Consider the following 21,254-nt stretch of genomic DNA (forward strand, 5'->3'; position numbering starts at 1 on the left):
TTAACAAAATGCTCCAAAAACATCTACTAGCAAGGAGTAGCGCTTTCTTCCGCGCCGCCTAAATCCCAATTCGATTCGAATATCCGTTTTAATGAATTGAAGTAAAAACACCATTCTTAAACAAATTTTATAGATCTTAGATTCTAGCCAAACCGTTCCACGTACTGGCACTTCTGACAAAGCTCTTCTAAAAGCTCGCCGCGTTCAAAACCTGACTTAATCTTTTGGGCGCGGTCAGATTTCATAATATCACGAAGCGAAGATCCATCTTTAACGGATCCTAGCTTTAATACGGCTTCTTTATCTAGGCAGCACGGAACCACATCGCCATTAGCATGAATGGCTAATTGCTTTCGCATGCCGTAACAAGTGCCTTTAGTCGAAAGAACTTCTCGCTTTAATGTAGGCCACTCGAATTCAGTATCAAAGTGTAAGTACAATTTATCTTTAACCTTCTTTGATTTCTGCACCCGCACATCGACATTTTCATTTAACGAAACGTTAAAACGTTTTTCGACTAAATCATAAACTTGCAGGTTTTGGTCTAACTGTGCGTTTACAGAGGCTAAATTCCAAAGGCGAAGGTTAATATAAAAATCATTTTTCTTTTCTAATGATTTTTCACAGAAATCTAAGATTGGATTTAGATACTGCTCTAACGTCTGACGTGATGTATTTGCAAAATACGAATGCACAGAAAAGTTAATTTGCTCTAAATGTTTCCAGTTTAAAATAGTCTCTGCGTGACGTTTAATTAATGTGCCATTCGTTGTTAAAAAGATTTTTAACTCTAACTCGTCACAGATTTTAACGATTTCAGCAAACTGTGGATGCCCCAAGGGTTCGCCCATTAAATGCAGACAAACTTGCTTTGCTAGGGGCTTAGCTTGAATGGCGTGAGCTCTAAACTCTTCAACTGAAATCACTTTTTTATCGCGTACAACCTCAGGGCAAAATGTGCACTGTAGGTTACAGATATTGCTAATTTCAATATAAATACGCTCGAACATAGAGCTTTAAGTATCTGTTTTTTCCAGTATTTTCTATTAAAATTCTTGGTTTTAGGAAATACAGACTCTTTCTCAACCCCACATCTCATTAAATAGACTTGGCTTGGCCGCGGGCTTGTAAATGCCCTCTTATGTGCACCTGAAATGCCTTAGGAGGAAATATGCAGTGGTTTAGTGATTTATTAACTATTTTGATATCGATGTTCATTATGAGAAGCTGTACGGCGCTTACACCAACCCCCAAGAATATGCAGACTTCGTCAATTCAGGCGATTGATATCAACCGCAACGGTGTTTGGGATGACGTTGAACAAAAGATTGAAGAGAAATGGAGAAACGAACATCCAGACATGCGTAAAGCAGCTTTTGAAGGCGCCATCGCTTTACAGAATTCTTTAGACCCCTCGGTCGATATTGAAAAGCGCGATAAAGCTATGACTGAAGCTCTAGCCTGCATGCTGGCCACCGAAAGAGCTCAGCACCCAGATGAAGACGAATGGAAAAGAAACCGGTCACTCGAGTTACGAGACATGGTTATTTCAAACCCCGCCCGCCAGAAACTTTATATTAAATACAACGCCGCTTTAAGTGGAAAAATGATTCCGATTCCATCTTCAAGTTTATTTTATTGTAAATACAATAACCACAAGTAGGACTTATGAAATTAATTATTCTTTTACTAGGCATTTCATTTTCACAAATAGCTTTTGCAACCTGTGGTAATCCAGAAAATATTTTAGTTTATGCCAACGGAATGTTTAACGAAAAATGGGAAGCGCAGAAAAACTTAGATAGCTTTCGCATAATGCATATTAACAAATACCCAAATACTCCAATTCATTTATCGCACCTAGCTTACAACACGAGTGAATCACTTTTAGTCCAGGTCTACGAAGTTTATACACAGTACATATCATCAACCGGCGAAGCTTTCTGGTCTAACGTAGCCAAAGTTTACCCTTATGCTCATAATAACTTAAAAGACAGTATTTCTGATCAAACTGCTCGCGATGCTGATTTGGCCGAACAAATTCAGACGTATCAGGACTTTATTAATAAGCGATATAGCGTAGTGACTGTGGCTCACTCTCAGGGAAATTTTTATACTTTATCTGCATTTAATGACCTCGGAACGCCGGCAACAAAAATGGTTTCTGTCGCAACCCCTGCTCAAGCGGTGTATCGTGATGGCCCTTATTTTACGTTTACGACTGATCCCATTGGAGACCTTACGCCGCTTGCACTAGAACCAAATATTCAAAAAGCAGCACCTAGTGCTTTTGATCATGGGTTTATGACCCATTATATGAATGATGCAAAAGCCAGATCATTAATTCTAGAGGCTACAAACAAAGCGTTTTCTATCTCTTTAGATAATCAATTTGTACCATCGTTAGATGAACATGATGGTTACTTTAATAGCGACATGAGAAATGTTCTGCGTTGGACACAACAATCTATGACGTCTGAAGTCTCTAACGAAGCCGAAGGTTTATTGTTGCAATCGATTGAAGAACTAACTCATACCAACTTAAGCTGCGAATCGCGCAACTATAATGAACTAACTAAGCTCTTATCGCAAAAAACAAATATGGCTTCGACTGAAGGTTTAGCAGAAGCTTTGGCTATTTTAAAATCGCTTAAATTCAGTGAGCCAAAGCCGTTACAAAAATAGATTCTAGTCTTTCGTTAAAGGAAAAAAAGAAACCATTAACTCATAAACATGGTTTTTGGTTTTACTTTTCTTTTCTAACTCGTCCACTAAAGAACGGGTGAAATTAATAATTTTCTTTTTCGCATCGGCCACTAATGAAGAATCTATCGCTACAGTTAGCGTTGTATTTGCCCGATGCGAAGGAGAAATCTCATGCATAGCTTCCATCGCTTTATCACCAAACTGATGAATCGATTGACGTAAGGCTTTGATATAAGACGGATAATCATCAGAAACGATTCTTAACCCTGGGCTACCGTGGCCAGATTTTTTAAAATAACCATCGTTAGTTTTTTCTAAAAATCCAAGCGTAATTAATCTTTCAACCGCCATTGAAGCTTCTGATTCACTGATTCCTAGCTTTTTTGAAATCCACGCGGCTGACGGTTCAAAGTCAGAAAGAAGCGTTAACTCAACAATTGTAATATGATACCAGTCTTGAATTAATTTAAACTCTTCGTGACGGATTTGTTTATCTTGAAGACTGTCAAAATGCTTCATGCCTTCAGCACTTTTTACGTATTCGCGGTACGCTGCTAAATCCGGTTCAATTAGACCTGCTGGTGGTGCTAAGCGCTCTAACATTTTCAAAGTTACAGGAATTTTTTTACGTAAAATTTTCGATAAAAGCGATGGCTCAATATTCAAGTCGCGAGCAAAGGCGCGTAATGAGTAGCTCGTGTTAGTTGTTTGTCTTCTTACAAGTTCACTATTTAAAAATGTCGCGAAATTGGCTTCTGTCATGAAGCAACTATATTAAACTAGAAATTAACCAAACAAGTTAAATTTTGTGTCGTTGTTAAAAAACACAAAACTTAGAAACGAGTGTTTTCCACTGTAAGCGTTCCAAACAGTGTTCCAAAAATATTTCCGATTCTCGAGTGAGATTTAGCCGATCTCCGGTCAAATATATTCGCTTTAAACCTTTTTCAAATAACTAGCATTACTTTTTACCGGACGGGATTTCAAATACTGTCCCGTTGTAGCCAGTGACGCATGCCCCAAGGTTGTTTGCACCACATGAATATCAGCTCCATTTTCAAGCGCATGAATCGCCGAGGTATGTCTGAACCAGTGAGGAGATGGGGTTTTTCCGCCCGGGACTTTAATCCCCGCAACTTGAGTGGCTTTTTTGATAATTTTAAAAATCGTAATTCTAGAAAGCGGAGCCCCTTCAAAATTAAAAATATAATCGTTCGGTTGAAGATCAGCTTTTTTGATATATTTTCTAATCTCTTTCCAAAGGTAAGCTCCTGTTAAAACTGTGCGAATCTTACTCCCCTTACCAACCACCGTTAAATAAGCACCTTGAGTGTTACGTTTTTGTGATGATACTGAAAAGTCTTTCACTTTAATCGTTGATAGCTCGCTGACTCGAAGACCAGTGAAGTAGAGAATTTGTAGAACTAAACGATCACGAGAGCTTCCAACCTTTTCGGTCATGCGTTTAATTTGCTCGATAGATAAAACTTTATAATGGAATGTTTCTGTGACCTTTTCTTGCTTTACGACTTTAACTGGACTTTTCTGAATGTAGCTTACGTTTTCTAAATATTGAAATAGCGACGATAAGCAATTGCGGTGCAAATTTCGCGTAGAAGCTGCCACCTTATCTTTTTTACGAAGATAAAGCGTCACCAAGGCTGGGGTAATTTGTTTTAAGCTTAGATGCCAGTTAAACGTTAGAAAGTCTTTTACAATACGAATATAGGTCTTTTTCGTCCGATCAGAGAAATGACCCTGATTAAGCCAAGCCCAGATTTGAATCGATTCTTCAGACTGAAGGTTTGTCGATAATTGAGTTTTATCAGAAAAGAAGTTGTTCTCTTGAATGATAACTAGATCGCGACTCATTCTTTATCTCCGGCACCGATGAAATCCATTTCTAATGATAGAACTTGGTAATTAACTTCGGGTTTAACGCGATTGCGCCCGTCTGATTTGGTCTTTTTCAGCGTCAATAACCCCTTTTCAGCTAGAAAATTAACCTCTTTTTGAATGTAAGGTTGAGATTTTTGAAGTGCATTTGCGAGTTCATAAACCGACCCCGGACGAAGGCTTTTAATCTGCCAAAGCAGCTCTAGGCGTTGCTTTGAAAGCCCCGTAAATAAATCGATGAAATCTTGCATTTTTTTGACCTTAATCAACATTTTTTTCATATAGTTAATTTTGTCATATATAATATAAAAAGCAATAGATTAACAAAACTAAACTTATGTTAACTCAAAAGTTTTTGAATTTTCGTTTTTAGGCTTGATTTAAAGATGGAAGTTTTGGAAGATTAGACCTATGAAAAATAACATCACTGATTTTACTTATCCGATCATCTTCAAGCATATTCATGGTTTTTTAACGGTTTCAGTTCCAGATTTAGGGATTGATGCTAAGGTTCCTCTTCCGAATGATTTTTTTAAAACGAAAAACTTAGAGCAAAATAAAGAAATTATCTGGAAAATCTTCGCGGAAGTTTTGGCAGATTCGGTTTCACACCTTGAAACTAAAAAATGGATCCCCAACGCATCGCAAATCAAGACACAGCTTAAAACACCTGAGAAAGATTACAGCCTTCCAGAGTTTTGCCGTGCTGTCCAAAAACATATAACAGTCAGCGAAAACACTTTAAGAAGAGAGATAAATCGAGGGAAAATTATTTGTTATACCACTGAAGGCGGACACCGAAGAATCCCCGAATCAGAGGTGAAACGCTATATTACAAGTTCGCAAAAATCGGCCGCAAAAAATACGCCGGAACAGGATAATGCCTTATGAAATTTACACTAAAATTAATTTTAAGTTTTTTAACAGTTAGCTTGATGAGCTTGGCAGCTTTGGCAGAAACCGCCTATTTAGGTGGAGGATGTTTTTGGGGTGTTCAAGATTTAATTCGCAAACACCCAGGAGTTACCCACACTGAAGTGGGCTACATGGGTGGCGAAGAAAAGAATGCCAGTTATGAATTGGTTAAAACCGGAAAAACCGAATATGCCGAAACTGTGAAAATTGATTTTGATCCGAAGAAATTATCTTATGAAAAACTGCTTCTTTATTTCTTTAAGATTCATGATCCAACGACGATGAATCAACAAGGTAACGACAAAGGCCGCCAATACCGCAGCGTGATTTTCTACACATCAGACAAACAGCGCACGACTGCACAAGATACAATTGCTAAGGTTAATAAATCAAAAGCATGGAAAAAACCAATTGTTACAGAAGTAACTCCAAGCTCAAAGTGGACAAAAGCTGAAGATTATCATCAGGATTATTTAGTAAAAAATCCGGCAGGATACACCTGCCATTTTGAAAGAAAGATTGAATTTTAGGAATTAATTAGACCTAGTAAGTATCTCGTGGGAAATAATATTTTCTTTGTTCCGGATCCGTAATATTATAAGTTTGGCCCGGAATTTCACTATTCCTTAGGATAAAATCATCACTATCCCAGGCCGTGTTACAGCTATCGCCCGATATACCCGGGCAGTTAGCCGGCGCAGTGCCATTTTCATCAGGCCCCACAGCTGACACACCTGTTGAGATATAAGTTTGTAATGCATCCATCGTATCCCACTCTTGTACAACCATGCGGATGCGAAAATTTGTTTCGAAGGCTTCATCCAAACAATCAAAAAGATAATACGGATTTCCCGGCGGAACATAACTGCCATTACGATCACTGACCGGGTCCACGAAATACGGTAACACAGAAGCTGTACCTGATGACGAATGGTAGCCTGTGTGATTATGAGCCCCAAGAGTAAAATGGTTAGCTACCACATAATTACTTGGAGCTCCATTTACCGACTTTGAAACACTTTTCACCTTATAAATTTTTGTGCGCGCCACATTCGTTGTCATCTTCTCAAGCACAGGCACCGGAAGACCATCCCGATCAAACTCCTCCCAGCTAGTCACACCTGGGCCACCGATACATAAAGAAGCCGAGCCACCCCAAGATTTGCCACGCTCAAAAGTATTTGTCTCAACACCATCATTAATTACTTTTTTTGAGAGATCATATTTACCAAAGCAACAATTTCTGCCGCCATCCTCGTTAGACGTATCTGAATTACAAATCGCCGAACCTTCTCCGCTTAAATCAAAAGTGACATCATTAAAATCAAGATTTGACGATGTATTATCACAAGCAACTACCGAGCTGCTAACGCCATTATTAGTGACCTGACAGAGCGAACTGGTTACAACTCCACTGGCGCTTTTTGTAATCGTCATAGAGACAGCCTGGGGACCTGTTGAAACTTCATAATTATAAAACCAATATGGGTATGTACTAATGTACTTACATGCGTTAGCTGGCACATTATATTGAAATTTAATTCCATTAAAAAACAAAGCCAACTCGCCAATCTCTACATTACAGGTGATATCATTAACAACAGAAGACGAAGTAAAAGAGCAGCGTTGAGCAGGAGCCCCAGTGATTGTGGTAAATGTTGTATAATCTTCTGTATCAGGAACAGTCACAAAAAGATTTGAAGCACTATATCCCGCTGGAATAGTTGCATTTTTTTCTTCTTCTTCTATAGATTCACCTTCAGAAGAAGTCGGTGTTGGATCTACGGTTGTGGTGCCAGAAGTTGCATCGCTACTACTTAAGCTAGTCTGCGAGCCGCCGCAGGATGAAAACATCAATCCTACGAAACTAAGTAAGACAATCCCTTGTACAACTTTTAAAGATCCGTGCATAGATCCTCCAACCATTAATTGATTACTTAATATCGTAACAATAATGATCGGAGGCGTCCCCTAGACCTATATTATTCTAGACCTTAGTCTTTTAGGGTCGGTGTGATATCTAACGCTTCAGGTTTGCCATTGCGCAAAACCATAATCTTAGTTTTCACATCTGGCTTAACAGATTGCAGAGTGTAGACGTAATCATAGATATTTTCAATCTTAGTTTGATCAAACTCAGTGATGATATCACCATTAACTAGACCAGCTTTTTCAGCTGGCGAATTCTTCGCAACGCCTGTAATACGAACACCTTTGACACCTTCTTGTGTGTAATCAGGAATTGTTCCTAAGAAAATTCTAAAACTTCTGCCTTCAAGGCGTTTGCCTTGATCGCTTTCAACTTTTTCATATTTAAGAACATCTTTATCATTCATCGCAATCGCATCTGCGAAATATTGAACAACTTTAATTGTATCGTTTAAACCTTTGTAGTTGATCGTTTCAGGCTTATCGTTTGGCGTATGGTATTCACTGTGCGCACCCGTAAAGAAAGAAATTGAAGGCACACCAGCCAAGTAAATCGACATCGAGTCTGTTGGTAAATACGGATCAGACGTTAGATTTAATGGAACACCTGTTTTAACCGTAGCCGATTCAGCTAAAGCTCTAAAACCTTCTGCAGATCCAACACCTTGGATATTTAAGCTGTCGCGAAGACGGCCAATCATATCCATATTTAAACCAGCCACGAATACATCATTTAATTTTTTAAATTGATTAACATAATGATGTGAACCAAGAACACCAATCTCTTCACCAGACCAAACAGCAAAGTAAAGCGGGCGCTTAAGTTCTTTTCTTTGAGCTGCTTGAGAATAGTAATTAGCTAATTCTAAAACACCGGCAACACCTGAAGCATTATCATCAGCACCGTAATGAATTTTATCTTTATCTTTGTTAGTCGCTAAAGATGAGCCCGCCAAGCCTAGACCCAAATGATCTCCATGGGCTCCGATTAAAACAGCTTTTGTTTTTAAAGCTTTCGCAGATTCAAGTTTAGCAATCACGTTGCGGCCTACAGATTTTTTCGACAATAAATCAATATTTGCGGTAAAATATTGAGAAGTTAGATTAAATCCTTTAACCGAATCATAAGTATCATATGTCGATTTAACTTGATCATAAGTGGCTAAATCTTTGTTATCTGAAGTATTTTTAATAAGTTTTTCAAAAACACCTACAGAAATTTTAACGATCGGAAGTTGCGAATCAGAAAGACTACCGGCAAATTTTAATTCACTGACTTTGTTTTTATCTTTTCCTTCTTCGACTAAAATAACACCAAAAGCGCCGGCATTTTTAGCTACCGTAATCTTATGTTGCAAGCGAGAGAAAGATAACAAGTATGTATGCTTAGAAAATTCTTTTTTAGAAGGCTTAGGGGCTTCATCTAAAATAACAACCCACTTACCTTTAACATCTAAATCTTTGTAAGAATCAAAACCAGCAAACTCACTGTGAGCTGGAGCTTTAATACCAAATCCTGCAAACACAACCGGAGCCGCTGTAAAAGCGCCAGTTTTTGAATAAGAAATTAATTGATAATCATCACCTAATTTTAAGCCTTGCTCAAAGCGTCCTTTAAACTCAGCTTTATTTTTTTCACCAGCGACAACGCCAGAAACAAATTCAAAAGTTTGAATAAAATCCTTTCCGTTGGCCGGAACTAAACCCCAAGACTTAAAAAGATCAGCTATTTTCAGTGTATAGATTTTTTCTTCTTCAGAGCCTGTATAGCGACCCTTGAATTCTTCGCTTGCTAAGTAAGAAACGATTGATTTCGCATCTTCTTCACGAATTTGCGAAGCTAGATCAGTTAATTGGCCTTTTAATGCAGGTTTAGCCTCTGGCAAACCTAAAAGCTTTCTAGCTTTTGCATCATCCCAGTCGCCAATGTAAATCTGACTTTCGCCTTTTTCATTTTTATGTGACCAAGTGATTTTTTTCGCATCCGGAGAAAATGTTGCTAGACCATCAAAACCTTCAGCAAACGTCACACGTTTTGGTTCTTTTAAACCTTCGCTATCGACAATGAATAATTCAAAGTTTGAATAACCGCCCACTGTCGTATTAAAAATAATGTAATCGCCGCTTGGATGAAAAAACGGTGCCCATGACATCGAATTTAAACGCGTGATTTGTTTTTGGTTTTTACCATCAACATCCATTGTGAAAATTTCTGCCGATGCCCCCGACTCAGAAAATCTGCGCCAAGTGATTTTTTTGCCATCCGCTGAAAAGAATGGGCCACCGTCGTAACCAGGGCTTGTTGTTAAACGTTTAACGTCAGTGCCATCAGCTTTCATGATATAAATTTCCATGAAATGCGAAGGATCTTGTTTAAACTTTTTTTCTTCATCAGGTGTTAATTTATGATCGTAAGCTATACGGTTTGAAGCAAAAGCGATGTATTTTCCATCGGGAGAATATGAACCTTCGGCATCATAACCCATTTCTTTTGTCAGGCGTTTTGTTTTTTTACCTTCTAGGTCAGATTCAAAAATATCGAAATACTCATCAAAGCTCCATGAGTAGCGACCTTTTACTGGGTTAGCGCGCAAAGCGTATTCTTCTTTAACCTTAGCAGGAATTTGTTTATCTAAGTGAGTTGATGACCACATCACTTTTTGCATATTCGGATGAACCCAGCCACATGTTGTTTTACCGGTTCCTGGCGATAGACGCTGAACTTTTCCTGATTCAAGATCTAGAATAAACATTTGGTAAAATGGATTATTCGGCTCACGTTCAGATTGAAAAACCATCTTCTTACCATCAGCGCTAAAATAACCCTCGCCCGATTTTGGTCCGACAAATGTGATCTGTTTACTGTTCGAAATTAGTTTTGGATCTTCACTTAAAAGGTCCACTCCTAAATAAACACACGCTGCCAACGGTAAAATTGAAATTCTGATTAGATTTTTTAAATTCTTCATATAAACTGTAATCCTTAAAGTATTAAAAAACTGTATGAGGATTTTTATGAAATGGGTATTACTTTGTGCTTTGCTTTTCGCTGTGGGCTGCAAAAATCAGCCAGTGGCGAGTGAAAAAAAACCAGCTTCGATTAAGAACTACGTCTCTCTTGATTTAGAATACCCAGAATACAAGTCTACATTAGATAGACTTGATACATTTTTAGGCACAAAGCTTGTTAACCGTGGTGAAGCCCATATTACAGTCATCACACCGCCTGAGTTTAAAACCTTATCAGAAAAAATTTCTCCCGAAGTGATTCATCAGGAATGGGAAAACTGGTCGGCAAAAATATTTGATAAAATATGTCTGGGTGAAGGCTCCCTAAAAGAGAAAAATAAAGTTTTGAAAACTTACTACATCGTTGTGCATGCGCCTGAAATTAAGGGCTTTCGTATGTTTCTAAAAAATAAATACGGCATTGATAATTTTAACGCTGAGTTATTTTACCCGCACATTACTTTAGGTTTTACTGAAAAAGATTTACACTTTGAACAAGGCGTAGTTAAAGATCCAAAATCTTGTCCACAAAAACTACAACATCTACTTTAATGAAAGTTTGTGAGCTAGCCACGACATGTCCGGGTTGTTCGTTATGGGGAACTTCTTATAATGAACAACTTCATGAAAAAACAAAGCGTTTGGAGCAATTATTCCAAGGTCATCTTGCACCTAACACGACCCGTTCGCATTCAGCCGGTGAATACGGTCTTCGCGAGCGATTTGATTTTATTATTAAAGAAAATCAAATCGGCCTGATCGATAAAGAACGAAATTTTATTCCAATCAACAAATGTTTGCAGCTTGCGCCAAAGCTACAAGAGGCCTTTGATTTAATCACCCAGACTAAGTTTAATATTCGCATCGGCACGATCAGGCTACGCGTTTCTAGTCATAATCAAGTTTCCAAATATGGTCTATGGTTAGATTTTGCCAATAATGATATTAAAAACTTACTTGTCGAAAAAACTGTCTTACAAAAACTTTCGAAAGATTTTTTTATTGAAGTTGGACAGAAAAAAAAATGTTTAGATGAAACTAGTTTTGATAAAGAACAAATTAAACTAGCTGACCCAAAAATGCAGCACTGGTTTTATACCTACAACTATAAAACAAATAGTCCACTCAATCTAAACTGTGCTGTCAGTAGCTTCACCCAACCTTCTGCCGCTACAGCAAAGCTTATGACCGATATTATTGCCGAATGGATGTCTGGCCACACTCAAAATGTTTGGGAGTTTGGTTGCGGCATTGGACAATACACTTTTCCGCTTTTAAGCCTTGGTCATAAAGTCAGTGTTTTTGAAAATGATGAATTCGCTCTTGAAAGCGTAAAACGTACGGCTGAAGAAAATAACTTAAAAGATAATCTTACGATCAACGCCGGTGATTTTCAGAGACCGCAAACAATTACACAAACTAGCCCCGATACTGTTCTGGTAAACCCACCTAAATCAGGACTAAAAAGTTTTGCCCAAAATGTAATTGCAGCTCATCCAAATAAAATTATCTACGTTTCTTGTTACCCAGAATCACTTCGAGCTGATAGTGAAATCTTCTTGCAACATAACTACAAGATCACCCAAGCCCACATCGTGGATCAGTTTCCGCAAACGAATCATTTTGAAGTTGTAATGTTATTTGAGAGAGTAAATATTTAAGCCCGTAATATGACCTACGATATCCGTTTTAAAAATTAATGATAATAAGGGAAGCGTGATAATACCTGTAAACAAAGTCAATGTGGTGCGAATTACAACGCGTGTAAGGTAAGATCTTTTTACGCGTTCATGAGGCTGGCCTAAGCGCAGAGAACAAGTTTTTTCACCGATTGAAGCTCCGGTTAAGGCGCGCATCGCGATAAAATACATCCAGCCGCTGAATAAAAAGAAAACTGAAAAAGTCATAACCACATTTTCATGTGACAATGTAAAGCCAAGTGCTGAGCGAAGACCTAGCTTAAGCATCAACGAGTAACATAACATAAAAAAACAACTCACTGATAAAACAACTAAAGTATCTATCGTCGCTGCTAACCACATCCAGATCGATAATCTAAAACCTGTACGTTTTTGTGGCCCACCTAAGAAACCAAGATCAAAATCAATATGCTGATCACGAAAAAGAGCTGACTTTGTTAAGTCAGCTCCGCGCCCAGAGTCTTTTTTAGGAACTCTGGTTTGTTCGATTTCGTTATGCGATTGATTTTTTTCAATAATCATTAGCGCGTAGAATCCACTGGTTTAGTTGTTGTCGGAGTCGTCGTTGTCGTCTCTGGACAGTTCAATAAATTCGTTACATACGTATCTGTTGTACCCGGGCAAAGAAGTTGTGTCGCCGGACAATTTGCTAAATCGCTCACTTGCGTAATACCATCTGCACAAACGTAAAGTGTATTTGTCACAGTTGTATTTTCGCACAAGCACGAAGAAGCATTTGTCATAGTTTGTCCCGGAGGGCAGGCAGGGCATCCACAAGCTCCACTAGAAAGCATCGCTTGAGGCGCTGTACATGTTTGAGCACACGGAGGAATTGTTCCGTTTGGACAAGCATCAGCCGCTGGATTTAGTTTAGGTTTTTTCGGTTTTAAGAACTTGCTATATAATAACCATAAAGCCGCACCACCGATAACCCATGGAGCTACTTTTTTAACGCCATTCCATAAGCCTGACCAGAAACCACCTTTTTTATCTGGTTTATCGCCGCCTGGTTTTACACATTCCCAAACTTCGTTATCGCCTGCTGAAGCTGTTTTTTGGCAAACTTCGCCACCAGAGCATGCTGGATCACATTGGCCACCACCATCAGATGGAGGTTCAACTACCGGAGTTCCAGATGTTGGAGGTTCAGGTGTTGGCGTTGGAGGATTTGCACAAGCTGCACCCGGAGCTACTGCTGGGCCACTTGCACAAGAACAAGTTAGAGTTGACTCATCAACTTTACCGCCATCTTTACAACCTGGATTTTTTTCTAAGTAAGCAGCAACGAATAAGAAACGTTTATGTAATTGGTCACAAGCGCCCCAGAATTCGCGGTCATACTGAGTTTCACCAGCGGCAGCCGCACAATCGTTACGTGCTGCTGTGATTGTAGAATCGAAGTTAGTTTGAATTTCTTGAAGCTTAGCTAAAAGTTCTGCTGTGATATTACCTTTTGCAAAAGCGTCTTTTAGTTCAGGCGATGAACCGTTTAACATACTCTCTAAGTATTTTTTTGTATTCGCGATAGCGGCTGGATCTTTTAAAGCCTGCGCTTTATTCGCTTCTAAAATACCTTGGTAACGAGAAGCATCTTTACCTGCAGATTGTGCCGGTAAAGGTAACTCAACCGACGTTAAAGGCATTTTTGCATCACAACCTTTATTGTAGTGAGTAGCTGTTTGTAATTCACTTGAACTCGATAAGCAAAATTGCTTACCGCTTGAATCAAAACCGTAGATCGTTGGATTACACGGAAAATTACAACTACCGGTTTTCGCTCCCGCTGGGTATTGGCAACGTTTACCAGCCCCGTAAGTACCGATATAGCCCGCAACCACACACTTCGTGTCAGCCGCTTGTGCTTCATCAAGCATAGAAAAGAAATTATTCCATTTATGTAATGGCGAAGCCGTTCCACCTTCTAATGACGAAGTCTTTTTACCTTTTTTACGAAGTTCTTTAGCATCAAGAACATCCTGAGCACCCGACCAAAGCATTCTCATATTCATCATGAATTGAGCGCGCTCCATTGGCGTCATTTTTTTCCACATTTCACGAGTGATTTTTGGAGTACCAGAAAATTTAGCTGGCACAGCAGATTTAGCCGTCGCTTTAGTTTTCTTTTTCATTGTTTTCGGAGAAGTATATGCATCACCCATACCTTTACGGTGAGAGGCATCTCCGAAGTAAAGTTTTGCGAACATATCATCAAAGTTTGCAACATCTTCTAAAGTTAAATTCGTATTATCAAATTTTACAAATTTACCTTTTTCACCTAAGAATTGGATATTTGACAGCTGATCTTTACCTGTAATACGAAGAGTTGCAACCATTTCACCTTGCGAGTTCTTTGCTTGCGTTACTTCAAACTGCGGCATAGCTTCGTTTTTAAATTGAGTCATTAACGGCTCAATCATTTTTTGAATACGTGGCGGGAACTGATCTTTGTTCTTTTTATAGAACTCACCCACCGTCATTGATTTATTTAAACCAAACTCTTGCACGAATTGTTCAAGTTGGGCTTTAGAGATTTTCTCTGCTTCAGCTTGGGCTTGTTTACCCATGGCTACCGGACTGAATACCATGGTAGCCATTGAGACTGTTACCAACAAACCGTTAATTTTTTTTAAGATCGTGTTCATCATAAATTATCCTTTAAAAATCTTAGTTCGCGCTCGGTACGCCGCCGCTGCAATTTCCGCTTGGGCAGTTATTACCACTTCCACCTTCAGTAACTGGCGGACAAACATTAGGTGGGTAAACTTGTGTTCCATTTTGACATTGAGTCGGCGCAGGGCAAGTTGCTGGTCCCGGAGGTGTGAAGTATTGAGTTACTCCATCCGGACAAATTCCTTGCTGAACTACAGTGTCACATTGGCAAGTACTTAAATTATAAACTTGCTGACCCGGAGTACATGCATTCACCGCAGGACACGCACACACACCATTTGTTAACACTTGTGGCGCCTGACATGTTGGCTGTTGAACGATTGGATCACAAGCACATGTAGTAGGATTTAAAGTTGTATTTGCCGCACAAACATTTGTACAACCTTGTGGAGGTGTTACCACTGGAGTGTCAGGCTTATCTTTTTTCTTTTTCTTAAATAAGAAGTAAAGTAACGCTGCACCGCCGATGATACCTGCGCCAATTAACCATGGTTTCCAGTTAAAACCAGATCCACATTTTTTATCTTTACCAGATGGCTCTTTACCATCTTCACAAACGCACGAACCTTCTTTTTCTACAGTTCCGTTTGTACATTGTAATTTCTCTGGCTCAACTTCAGTTGTACCACTTACCGATACTTCTTGCTCCGTCGGAGAAGACACTACAGGGCAAGATGGAGTACCCGGAAGAACTTCACCGCCCTCACAAGAACATTTTAATGTTTCTGGGTTAATAGCTTTGCTACCTGGACAACCTGGTTTAACAGCTAACGACTCAGCTACGAATAAGAAACGTCTATGTAATTGGTCACAAGCGCCTTCGAAGTTTTTATCGTATTGCTCTTTATTATCAGCTGCGGCAGCGCAAGCTGTACGTGCGGCACCGATTGTATCATCAAAGTTTTTTTGAATTTTTTGAAGTTCAGCTAAAAGAGCATCATCAATATTACCACTTAAGAACGCTGTTTTTTGCGGTTCTTTAAGCATACTTGCTAAGTAATTTTTAGAAAGATCTTGTACTTTTTGGTTTTTATTAAACTCAGCTAAGGCTTCAGTTTTATTTCTTTCCGCAACACCTTCATAACGTTTTGATCCGTGAGTTGGATCGCTTGATTTCGGTAAGGCATCAATCACAGCCGTTAAAGGCATCTTAACATCACAACCTTGGTTACGATGAGTTGCTGTTTGTAATTCAGCACTGTTTGTTAAACAAAATAGTCCGCCGTTGTTGTAACCGTAAATAGTCGGATTACATGGCATCGAACAATTTTGTGATTTAGCTGCTGTAAGTGCTTCTGATGGGTATTTACATTTCTTATCTGCGCCGTATTTACCGATGTAACCTGCTACCACGCAATCAGAGCCAACACCGAAAGCCTCTACTTCACCATTTAATAAAGCGAAAAAGTTATTCCATTTTTGTAATGGCGAAGCCGTTCCACCTTCTAACGAAGATGTTTTTTTACCTTTTTTAGGGTCTACGCTCTTTTTAAGATCTAAAGCCTCTTTAGCATTCATAACATCTGCAGCACCAGAGTAAAGAAGTCTTAAATTCAACATAAACTGAGCGCGCTGCATAGGGCTTAGTTTTTTCCACATTTCACGAGTGATTTTTGGAGTGCCTGAGAATTTTTCAGAGTTAGCTTTAATTAAATTTTTATCATGGGCTTTTTTGATTTTGATGTCTGACGCCATAATACGCTTCATCGCCGGCGTAATTAACATCAAGTCATTTTCAGTTAAAACAACATTGTTAAACTTAGCAAACTTGGTTTTTTCACCAAAGATTTGCATTTGGTATGATTTGCCTTTTTCGCTAATCGTAAGAGTTGGGATTTTCTCTCCCGTAGAACTTACCGATTCTTTTAATGTGAACTCAGGCATTAATTCATTCGGCGAAGACATTAAATAGCGCTCAACATCTGCGTAAACTTGGCCTGAATATAAATGTTTAGTTTTATTCCAGAACTCTTTATAAGTAATGCGCTTACTAAGCTGAGTCTCTGTCATGAAAGATTCGATTTGTTTTTTTAAAGTATCTTCAGCTTGATACCCGTGAGCCACTGGTGCAAAAACCATCGTTAGAACCGAGCCTGTTGCAGCTAGTGATTTAAAAACATTTCTCATAGAAAGCCTTAAGCTCATGACTGTCTCCTGTCTTAATCCTTAAAATGTATCTCAAAAAAATCCGTTTTAATTTCTATACAAATACAGTCCCTTATCGGTGTCTCTTTTTAATAACTTAAATCATTATGTTACAATCTAAAATGAGACACCCTAAGGTTATTTTTTACGGCGTTCAGAATCGCGCTCTTCAGTTCTTCGGTCTGGGTTATGCTCAGTCGAAGTCCACTTAGTACGGCGGTCGATGTATGGGAATTTGAAGTAAAATGCGATAACCAGAACCCCTAAAGTCGTTACCACCGCTAAAATCGAAAAGATTTTAAGAAAGTTAGGCTCAATCGAGTTCGGATCAGCCTGAAAAAGCCTAAAAGCATTGATACCCAGCACCACGACTAAAGACATAATCGCCACAGTCCATGAAAGTTTATGCTGAATGAATAATAGAACCCCAGTTAAAATCAAAAGCCCTAACCAAATCCAATCAAAAATAGAAATTGTTTTTAACAAAGCCATAAAGATCGGTGGTTCGTACCAGTTTGCCAGGCCTGAGCCTAAAAAGCTGATTAAGATGTTTCCTAGAGGGGCTAAGATGAACAAGATGGCCATGGCGTAAACGCCGAGAGGTTTCTTCAAAGATGCTTCCGGTGTATTATTCATGCCTATAGCATAAACAGTAAGTTAATTTTTGAATACCAGAATATATAAAAGGTCTAGTTTATGCGAACCATTTAGGCTATAAAAATACTATGCCTACATCGACTTTTCCCGCTTCATTATACAATCTCTTGGATGTTGAACTGTATGTGGTTCTTGGAATCATGTGTTTAGGAACATTTTTGTTCTATAAATCATTCTTAAAACGCGCTTCAAACGCCCGTCACCAAAGCATTCAAAACCATCTTAAAACAATCAACCGCCAGTTTTTTGTTTTAACGTTTTTGTTTGTTGTCTATTTGCTGTTACGTGAGCAAATTGATGCTTCTGTTTTAGTTAAAAAGCTAACGCCTTACATAGCCACAATGACTTACATCGCAGGCGTTGTGTTATTCGTTCGTGTTTGCCGCCTGAATGTGTTGATGTATTTATTCTTAGGCTCAATGACAGTGGGTGTGCCACTTCTTTTAGTGAATATTTTTTCACTGATTCTATTTGTGTCGATCAGTATTTGGTCAGTATCTCATTTGTTTAACGTTCAAGTGGCGCCATTACTGGCAACATCTGCCGCCTTATCCGTAATTCTGGGGCTTGCGCTTCAAGATACGTTAGGAAATTTATTCGCAGGGATTTCACTACAAATCGATAAAGCTTTCGAACTTGGCGACTGGCTTGAAATTCAAAATGGTTCTAATAAGATTGTAGGCCAAGTGAAAGAACTTACTTGGAGAGCTACAGTTTTAGTTGGCTGGTCAGACGAAATCATCACGCTTCCAAATAAAGTCATGGCCTCATCACAGGTTTCTAACTACTCACCAGCAGGCACTCCGATCGTACGTAGACAAGTGTTTCGCATTTCGCACACACAAAATGCTTACGCAGCTAAAGATCTTTTAGAAAGAGCCGTTTCTCAAATCGCTGACATTCGCGCCATTCCATCTCCTATGGCTTATATCTCTGATGTGAGTGAACACTGGATTGAACTTAAAGTTGTGTACTTTATTGACTCTTACGGCAGACAATATCTTGTGGGCGATAAGGTTTATAGCTTTTGCTTAGATATTCTTACGCAAAATGGTTTCAAACTAGCCCACCAAATATTTGAAATGAAGAAAACTGACGAGGTGAAAGCATGAAACCCGTTAACCGCGACCACCCACTAGCTGTTAAAATCAGAAAACAAATTACACAGGCTCTTAGCGATTACAATATGATTGCTCATGGTGATAAAGTGATGATTTGCGTGTCTGGCGGAAAAGATTCTTCGATCCTAACTATCTTACTAGAAGAAATCAGAAAACGTGCTGAAATCAAATTTACAATTGCCGCCGTAATCTTAGATCAAAAACAACCGGGCTTTGATGTGATGAATTTCAAAAACTGGCTTGAATCTGAGGGTATCGAATTTCACATGATCGAAAAAGACACCTATTCTGTTGTGAAAGAAAAAGTCACAACGGGTGTTTATTGTTCGTTATGTTCAAAAATGCGTCGTGCGATTTTGTATGATTATGCTTTCGAACACAAATATTCAAAAATGGCCTTAGGCCACCACAGAACAGATTTGATCGAAACAACTATGCTAAACATGTTTTACACGGGCAATGTTTCTACAATGCCTGCAAAACTTCGTTCTGATGATGGCCGCAACATCGTGATTCGTCCGATGATGTATGTGGCTGAGAGCGATTTAATTCAATTAGCAACTGAGTGGGGCTTCCCAGTGATTCCTTGCAATCTTTGCGGATCACAAGAAGGTATGAAACGTAAAAAAATGAAAAACTTAATTTCTGAATTAGAAAAAGAAATTCCTAATTTAAGTGCTAGTTTTATTACGGCGTTACAAAACGTAAAACCAAGCCACCTCCTTGATAAAAATTTATACGACTTCGAGAAGCTTCCCTAAACTTTACTACACAGCAAAGGATTGCCCATGTTAGCTAAAAAATTTTCCGATCTAAAGTCCAGAGCGTTACATAATAAATCTTTGAACATTTCACACCGTATAGATAATTTAAAAAAATTACTGGCTTGGATCGAAAAAAACGAAAAAGAAATTAAGAAAGCTCTGCTTTTAGATTTTCAAAAATCAGAATTTGAAACTCAAACTTCTGAAATTAGCGTAGTAAAAACTGAGCTTAAACATTTTATCAAAAACACAAAAGCTTGGGCTAAACCCGAGCGCGTTCCAACACCGCCAGCGCTTTTTGGCCACACGAGCACAATTCATTACGAACCTAAAGGCGCTGTGTTGATTATCTCTCCGTGGAATTACCCGTTTCAATTAGCTATCAATCCCTTAATTCCAGCCTTAGCTGCGGGAAATACGGTAGTAATTAAACCAAGTGAATTAACAGAAAACACTAGTCGTTTGATTCATCAAATGGTGAATGAAGTTTTCTCACCAGATGAAGTTATCTGCGAACTTGGCGGCAAAGAAAAAACTGAAGAGCTTTTAACTTATGACTTTGACCACGTGTTTTTTACTGGCTCTACACCTGTAGGTCGTATTATCGCCGAAGCCTGTGCTAAAAAACTAATTCCTTACACTCTTGAACTTGGTGGTAAATCTCCGACAATCATTGATGAAACGGCAGATATCGAAGACGCGGCAGAAAAAGTTTACTGGGGTAAATTTCTAAACCGCGGACAAACATGCGTAGCCCCTGATTACATTTTAATTCACAGATCTAAAAAAGATCAGTTTATCGAAGCTTTTAAAAATTTAGAAAAAGCTAACGCTGAAACACCAACAGGCTTTGTGAATTCATCTCACCAAAACCGCGTAGCCAAACTTTCAGGTAATGGCGATAACTACCGTGAAACACGCTGTGAATTAATCGATTCACCAGATTTAAATTCAGACATTATGAAGCAAGAAATCTTTGGCCCAGTAGCGCCAGTAATTGCTTTTGATCATCTCGATGAAATTTATAAAATCATGGCGCTAAACCCATATCCGCTGGCGCTTTATATTTTTTCGAACTCACAAAAAAATATTCAGGATATCTTAAACAAAACTCAATCCGGCGGGGTTGCGATTAATAACGTGATCGTGCATTTAGCTAATCACAATTTACCTTTTGGCGGCATTCGCACGAGCGGGATTGGCACTTACCATGGCCACCACGGCTTTCTGGAGTTTTCACATAAGCGCGCCGTAATTGAACAAAAGTTTTTATCTAAAACGATGCGTTTTGTTTTTCCGCCGTACACAGATTTTAAAAAGAAGTTGATGGAAAAGATTTAGAATTTTTCGCGGCGTAATTTTTTAATATCAGATTTTTGCGACTTAGATTCTAGGCGTCTTTTAACCGATGATTTCGTAGGCTTCGTCTTTACACGCTTTTTCGGAACATAAAGTGCTTTTTCCAAAATAAACGCTAAGTTATCGATAGCTTTATCTTTATTTGATTTTTGATCACGCTGATCTTCACAACGAACAGACAAAATATGACCTTGTGCTAAACGATGAGCTAAGTTCTTAAAAAGTAATGATTTTTTATCGTCAGCGATTTTTAATTTAAGCAAATCCAGACTAGCAATCACCGCAGAATTGGTTTTATTCACATGCTGACCACCCGCGCCTGACGAACGAGTTACCGAGAACTCTACAGCATCTAAAATGGTTTCTAGCGCAATTTGGGCCAT

At 38.8% G+C, this 21,254-nt stretch carries 20 protein-coding genes; 9 read left to right on the top strand and 11 right to left on the bottom strand.

Translation table 11 applies throughout. The annotated features are described in order from the left end of the window. Window positions 1–143: 143 nt before the first annotated feature. On the bottom strand, window positions 144–1,010 hold the full coding sequence (locus ACKWCF_RS08700; protein WP_409477186.1) for a radical SAM/SPASM domain-containing protein: 867 nt from the start codon (window positions 1,008–1,010) through the stop codon (window positions 144–146). 161 nt (window positions 1,011–1,171) lie between these two features. On the opposite strand from ACKWCF_RS08700, the gene ACKWCF_RS08705 reads away from it, so the two are divergent. After that, a complete protein-coding gene (locus ACKWCF_RS08705; RefSeq protein WP_409477187.1) occupies window positions 1,172–1,663 on the top strand; it encodes a hypothetical protein in 492 nt (163 codons plus the stop codon). A 5-nt stretch (window positions 1,664–1,668) separates the two neighbouring features. Continuing rightward, complete coding sequence (locus ACKWCF_RS08710; RefSeq protein ID WP_409477188.1) at window positions 1,669–2,685, top strand: hypothetical protein; 1,017 nt, start codon at window positions 1,669–1,671, stop codon at window positions 2,683–2,685. Between the two features lie 3 nt (window positions 2,686–2,688). On the opposite strand, the gene ACKWCF_RS08715 is transcribed toward ACKWCF_RS08710, so the two are convergent. The 3 genes from ACKWCF_RS08715 to ACKWCF_RS08725 all read right to left on the bottom strand — a co-directional run bounded on the left by ACKWCF_RS08715 (window position 2,689) and on the right by ACKWCF_RS08725 (window position 4,883). Continuing rightward, on the bottom strand, window positions 2,689–3,468 hold the full coding sequence (locus tag ACKWCF_RS08715; protein WP_409477189.1) for a TIGR02147 family protein: 780 nt from the start codon (window positions 3,466–3,468) through the stop codon (window positions 2,689–2,691). 174 nt (window positions 3,469–3,642) lie between these two features. Continuing rightward, on the bottom strand, window positions 3,643–4,578 hold the full coding sequence (locus tag ACKWCF_RS08720) for a tyrosine-type recombinase/integrase (protein WP_409477190.1): 936 nt from the start codon (window positions 4,576–4,578) through the stop codon (window positions 3,643–3,645). Continuing rightward, a complete protein-coding gene (locus ACKWCF_RS08725; RefSeq protein ID WP_409477191.1) occupies window positions 4,575–4,883 on the bottom strand; it encodes a hypothetical protein in 309 nt (102 codons plus the stop codon). Before ACKWCF_RS08725 ends, ACKWCF_RS08720 begins: the two co-directional genes overlap by 4 nt. Before the next feature lie 130 nt (window positions 4,884–5,013). On the opposite strand from ACKWCF_RS08725, the gene ACKWCF_RS08730 reads away from it, so the two are divergent. Together ACKWCF_RS08730 and msrA are read left to right on the top strand one after the other, a co-directional pair. Beyond that, window positions 5,014–5,493, top strand: coding sequence for a helix-turn-helix domain-containing protein (locus ACKWCF_RS08730; RefSeq protein ID WP_409477192.1), 480 nt, complete (start codon window positions 5,014–5,016; stop codon window positions 5,491–5,493). Next, window positions 5,490–6,047: a peptide-methionine (S)-S-oxide reductase MsrA gene (msrA, locus tag ACKWCF_RS08735; RefSeq protein WP_409477193.1), complete on the top strand. Its 558-nt coding sequence runs from the start codon at window positions 5,490–5,492 to the stop codon at window positions 6,045–6,047. The genes ACKWCF_RS08730 and msrA overlap by 4 nt, the downstream gene beginning before the upstream one ends. A 13-nt stretch (window positions 6,048–6,060) precedes the next feature. On the opposite strand, the gene ACKWCF_RS08740 is transcribed toward msrA, so the two are convergent. Continuing rightward, complete coding sequence (locus ACKWCF_RS08740) at window positions 6,061–7,428, bottom strand: hypothetical protein (RefSeq protein WP_409477194.1); 1,368 nt, start codon at window positions 7,426–7,428, stop codon at window positions 6,061–6,063. A gap of 83 nt (window positions 7,429–7,511) precedes the next feature. Further along, complete coding sequence (locus ACKWCF_RS08745; protein WP_409477195.1) at window positions 7,512–10,415, bottom strand: M28 family peptidase; 2,904 nt, start codon at window positions 10,413–10,415, stop codon at window positions 7,512–7,514. A gap of 46 nt (window positions 10,416–10,461) precedes the next feature. On the opposite strand from ACKWCF_RS08745, the gene ACKWCF_RS08750 reads away from it, so the two are divergent. Together ACKWCF_RS08750 and ACKWCF_RS08755 are read left to right on the top strand one after the other, a co-directional pair. Beyond that, complete coding sequence (locus tag ACKWCF_RS08750; protein ID WP_409477196.1) at window positions 10,462–11,007, top strand: hypothetical protein; 546 nt, start codon at window positions 10,462–10,464, stop codon at window positions 11,005–11,007. Beyond that, a complete protein-coding gene (locus ACKWCF_RS08755) occupies window positions 10,977–12,116 on the top strand; it encodes a methyltransferase (RefSeq protein WP_409477197.1) in 1,140 nt (379 codons plus the stop codon). The genes ACKWCF_RS08750 and ACKWCF_RS08755 overlap by 31 nt, the downstream gene beginning before the upstream one ends. On the opposite strand, the gene ACKWCF_RS08760 is transcribed toward ACKWCF_RS08755, so the two are convergent. The 4 genes from ACKWCF_RS08760 to ACKWCF_RS08775 all read right to left on the bottom strand — a co-directional run bounded on the left by ACKWCF_RS08760 (window position 12,093) and on the right by ACKWCF_RS08775 (window position 17,606). Further along, window positions 12,093–12,677 (bottom strand): RDD family protein, encoded by a 585-nt coding sequence (locus ACKWCF_RS08760; RefSeq protein ID WP_409477198.1) that lies wholly within the window; start codon window positions 12,675–12,677, stop codon window positions 12,093–12,095. The two genes, ACKWCF_RS08755 and ACKWCF_RS08760, sit on opposite strands and share 24 nt — an antisense overlap. Further along, window positions 12,677–14,800 carry a hypothetical protein gene (locus tag ACKWCF_RS08765; RefSeq protein ID WP_409477199.1) on the bottom strand — a complete coding sequence of 708 codons (2,124 nt, stop codon included), beginning with the start codon at window positions 14,798–14,800 and terminating at the stop codon, window positions 12,677–12,679. Before ACKWCF_RS08765 ends, ACKWCF_RS08760 begins: the two co-directional genes overlap by 1 nt. A 19-nt stretch (window positions 14,801–14,819) precedes the next feature. Beyond that, window positions 14,820–16,952, bottom strand: coding sequence for a hypothetical protein (locus ACKWCF_RS08770; protein WP_409477200.1), 2,133 nt, complete (start codon window positions 16,950–16,952; stop codon window positions 14,820–14,822). Between the two features lie 156 nt (window positions 16,953–17,108). Continuing rightward, window positions 17,109–17,606, bottom strand: coding sequence for a hypothetical protein (locus ACKWCF_RS08775; protein WP_409477201.1), 498 nt, complete (start codon window positions 17,604–17,606; stop codon window positions 17,109–17,111). Window positions 17,607–17,695: 89 nt separating this feature from the next. Here ACKWCF_RS08775 and ACKWCF_RS08780 point away from each other — a divergent pair, with 89 nt between their 5' ends. From ACKWCF_RS08780 to ACKWCF_RS08790, 3 genes are all read left to right on the top strand, one after another. Next, window positions 17,696–18,739: a mechanosensitive ion channel family protein gene (locus ACKWCF_RS08780; protein WP_409477202.1), complete on the top strand. Its 1,044-nt coding sequence runs from the start codon at window positions 17,696–17,698 to the stop codon at window positions 18,737–18,739. Next, on the top strand, window positions 18,736–19,509 hold the full coding sequence (gene ttcA, locus ACKWCF_RS08785) for a tRNA 2-thiocytidine(32) synthetase TtcA (protein WP_409477203.1): 774 nt from the start codon (window positions 18,736–18,738) through the stop codon (window positions 19,507–19,509). Before ACKWCF_RS08780 ends, ttcA begins: the two co-directional genes overlap by 4 nt. Before the next feature lie 81 nt (window positions 19,510–19,590). Then, window positions 19,591–20,853 carry an aldehyde dehydrogenase family protein gene (locus ACKWCF_RS08790; RefSeq protein WP_409477204.1) on the top strand — a complete coding sequence of 421 codons (1,263 nt, stop codon included), beginning with the start codon at window positions 19,591–19,593 and terminating at the stop codon, window positions 20,851–20,853. Here ACKWCF_RS08790 and arfB read toward each other — a convergent pair. Next, on the bottom strand, window positions 20,850–21,254 hold the full coding sequence (gene arfB / locus ACKWCF_RS08795) for an alternative ribosome rescue aminoacyl-tRNA hydrolase ArfB (protein ID WP_409477205.1): 405 nt from the start codon (window positions 21,252–21,254) through the stop codon (window positions 20,850–20,852). The two genes, ACKWCF_RS08790 and arfB, sit on opposite strands and share 4 nt — an antisense overlap.

The organism is Pseudobdellovibrio sp. HCB154 (assembly GCF_046267985.1).
GTDB lineage: Bacteria > Bdellovibrionota > Bdellovibrionia > Bdellovibrionales > Bdellovibrionaceae > Pseudobdellovibrio.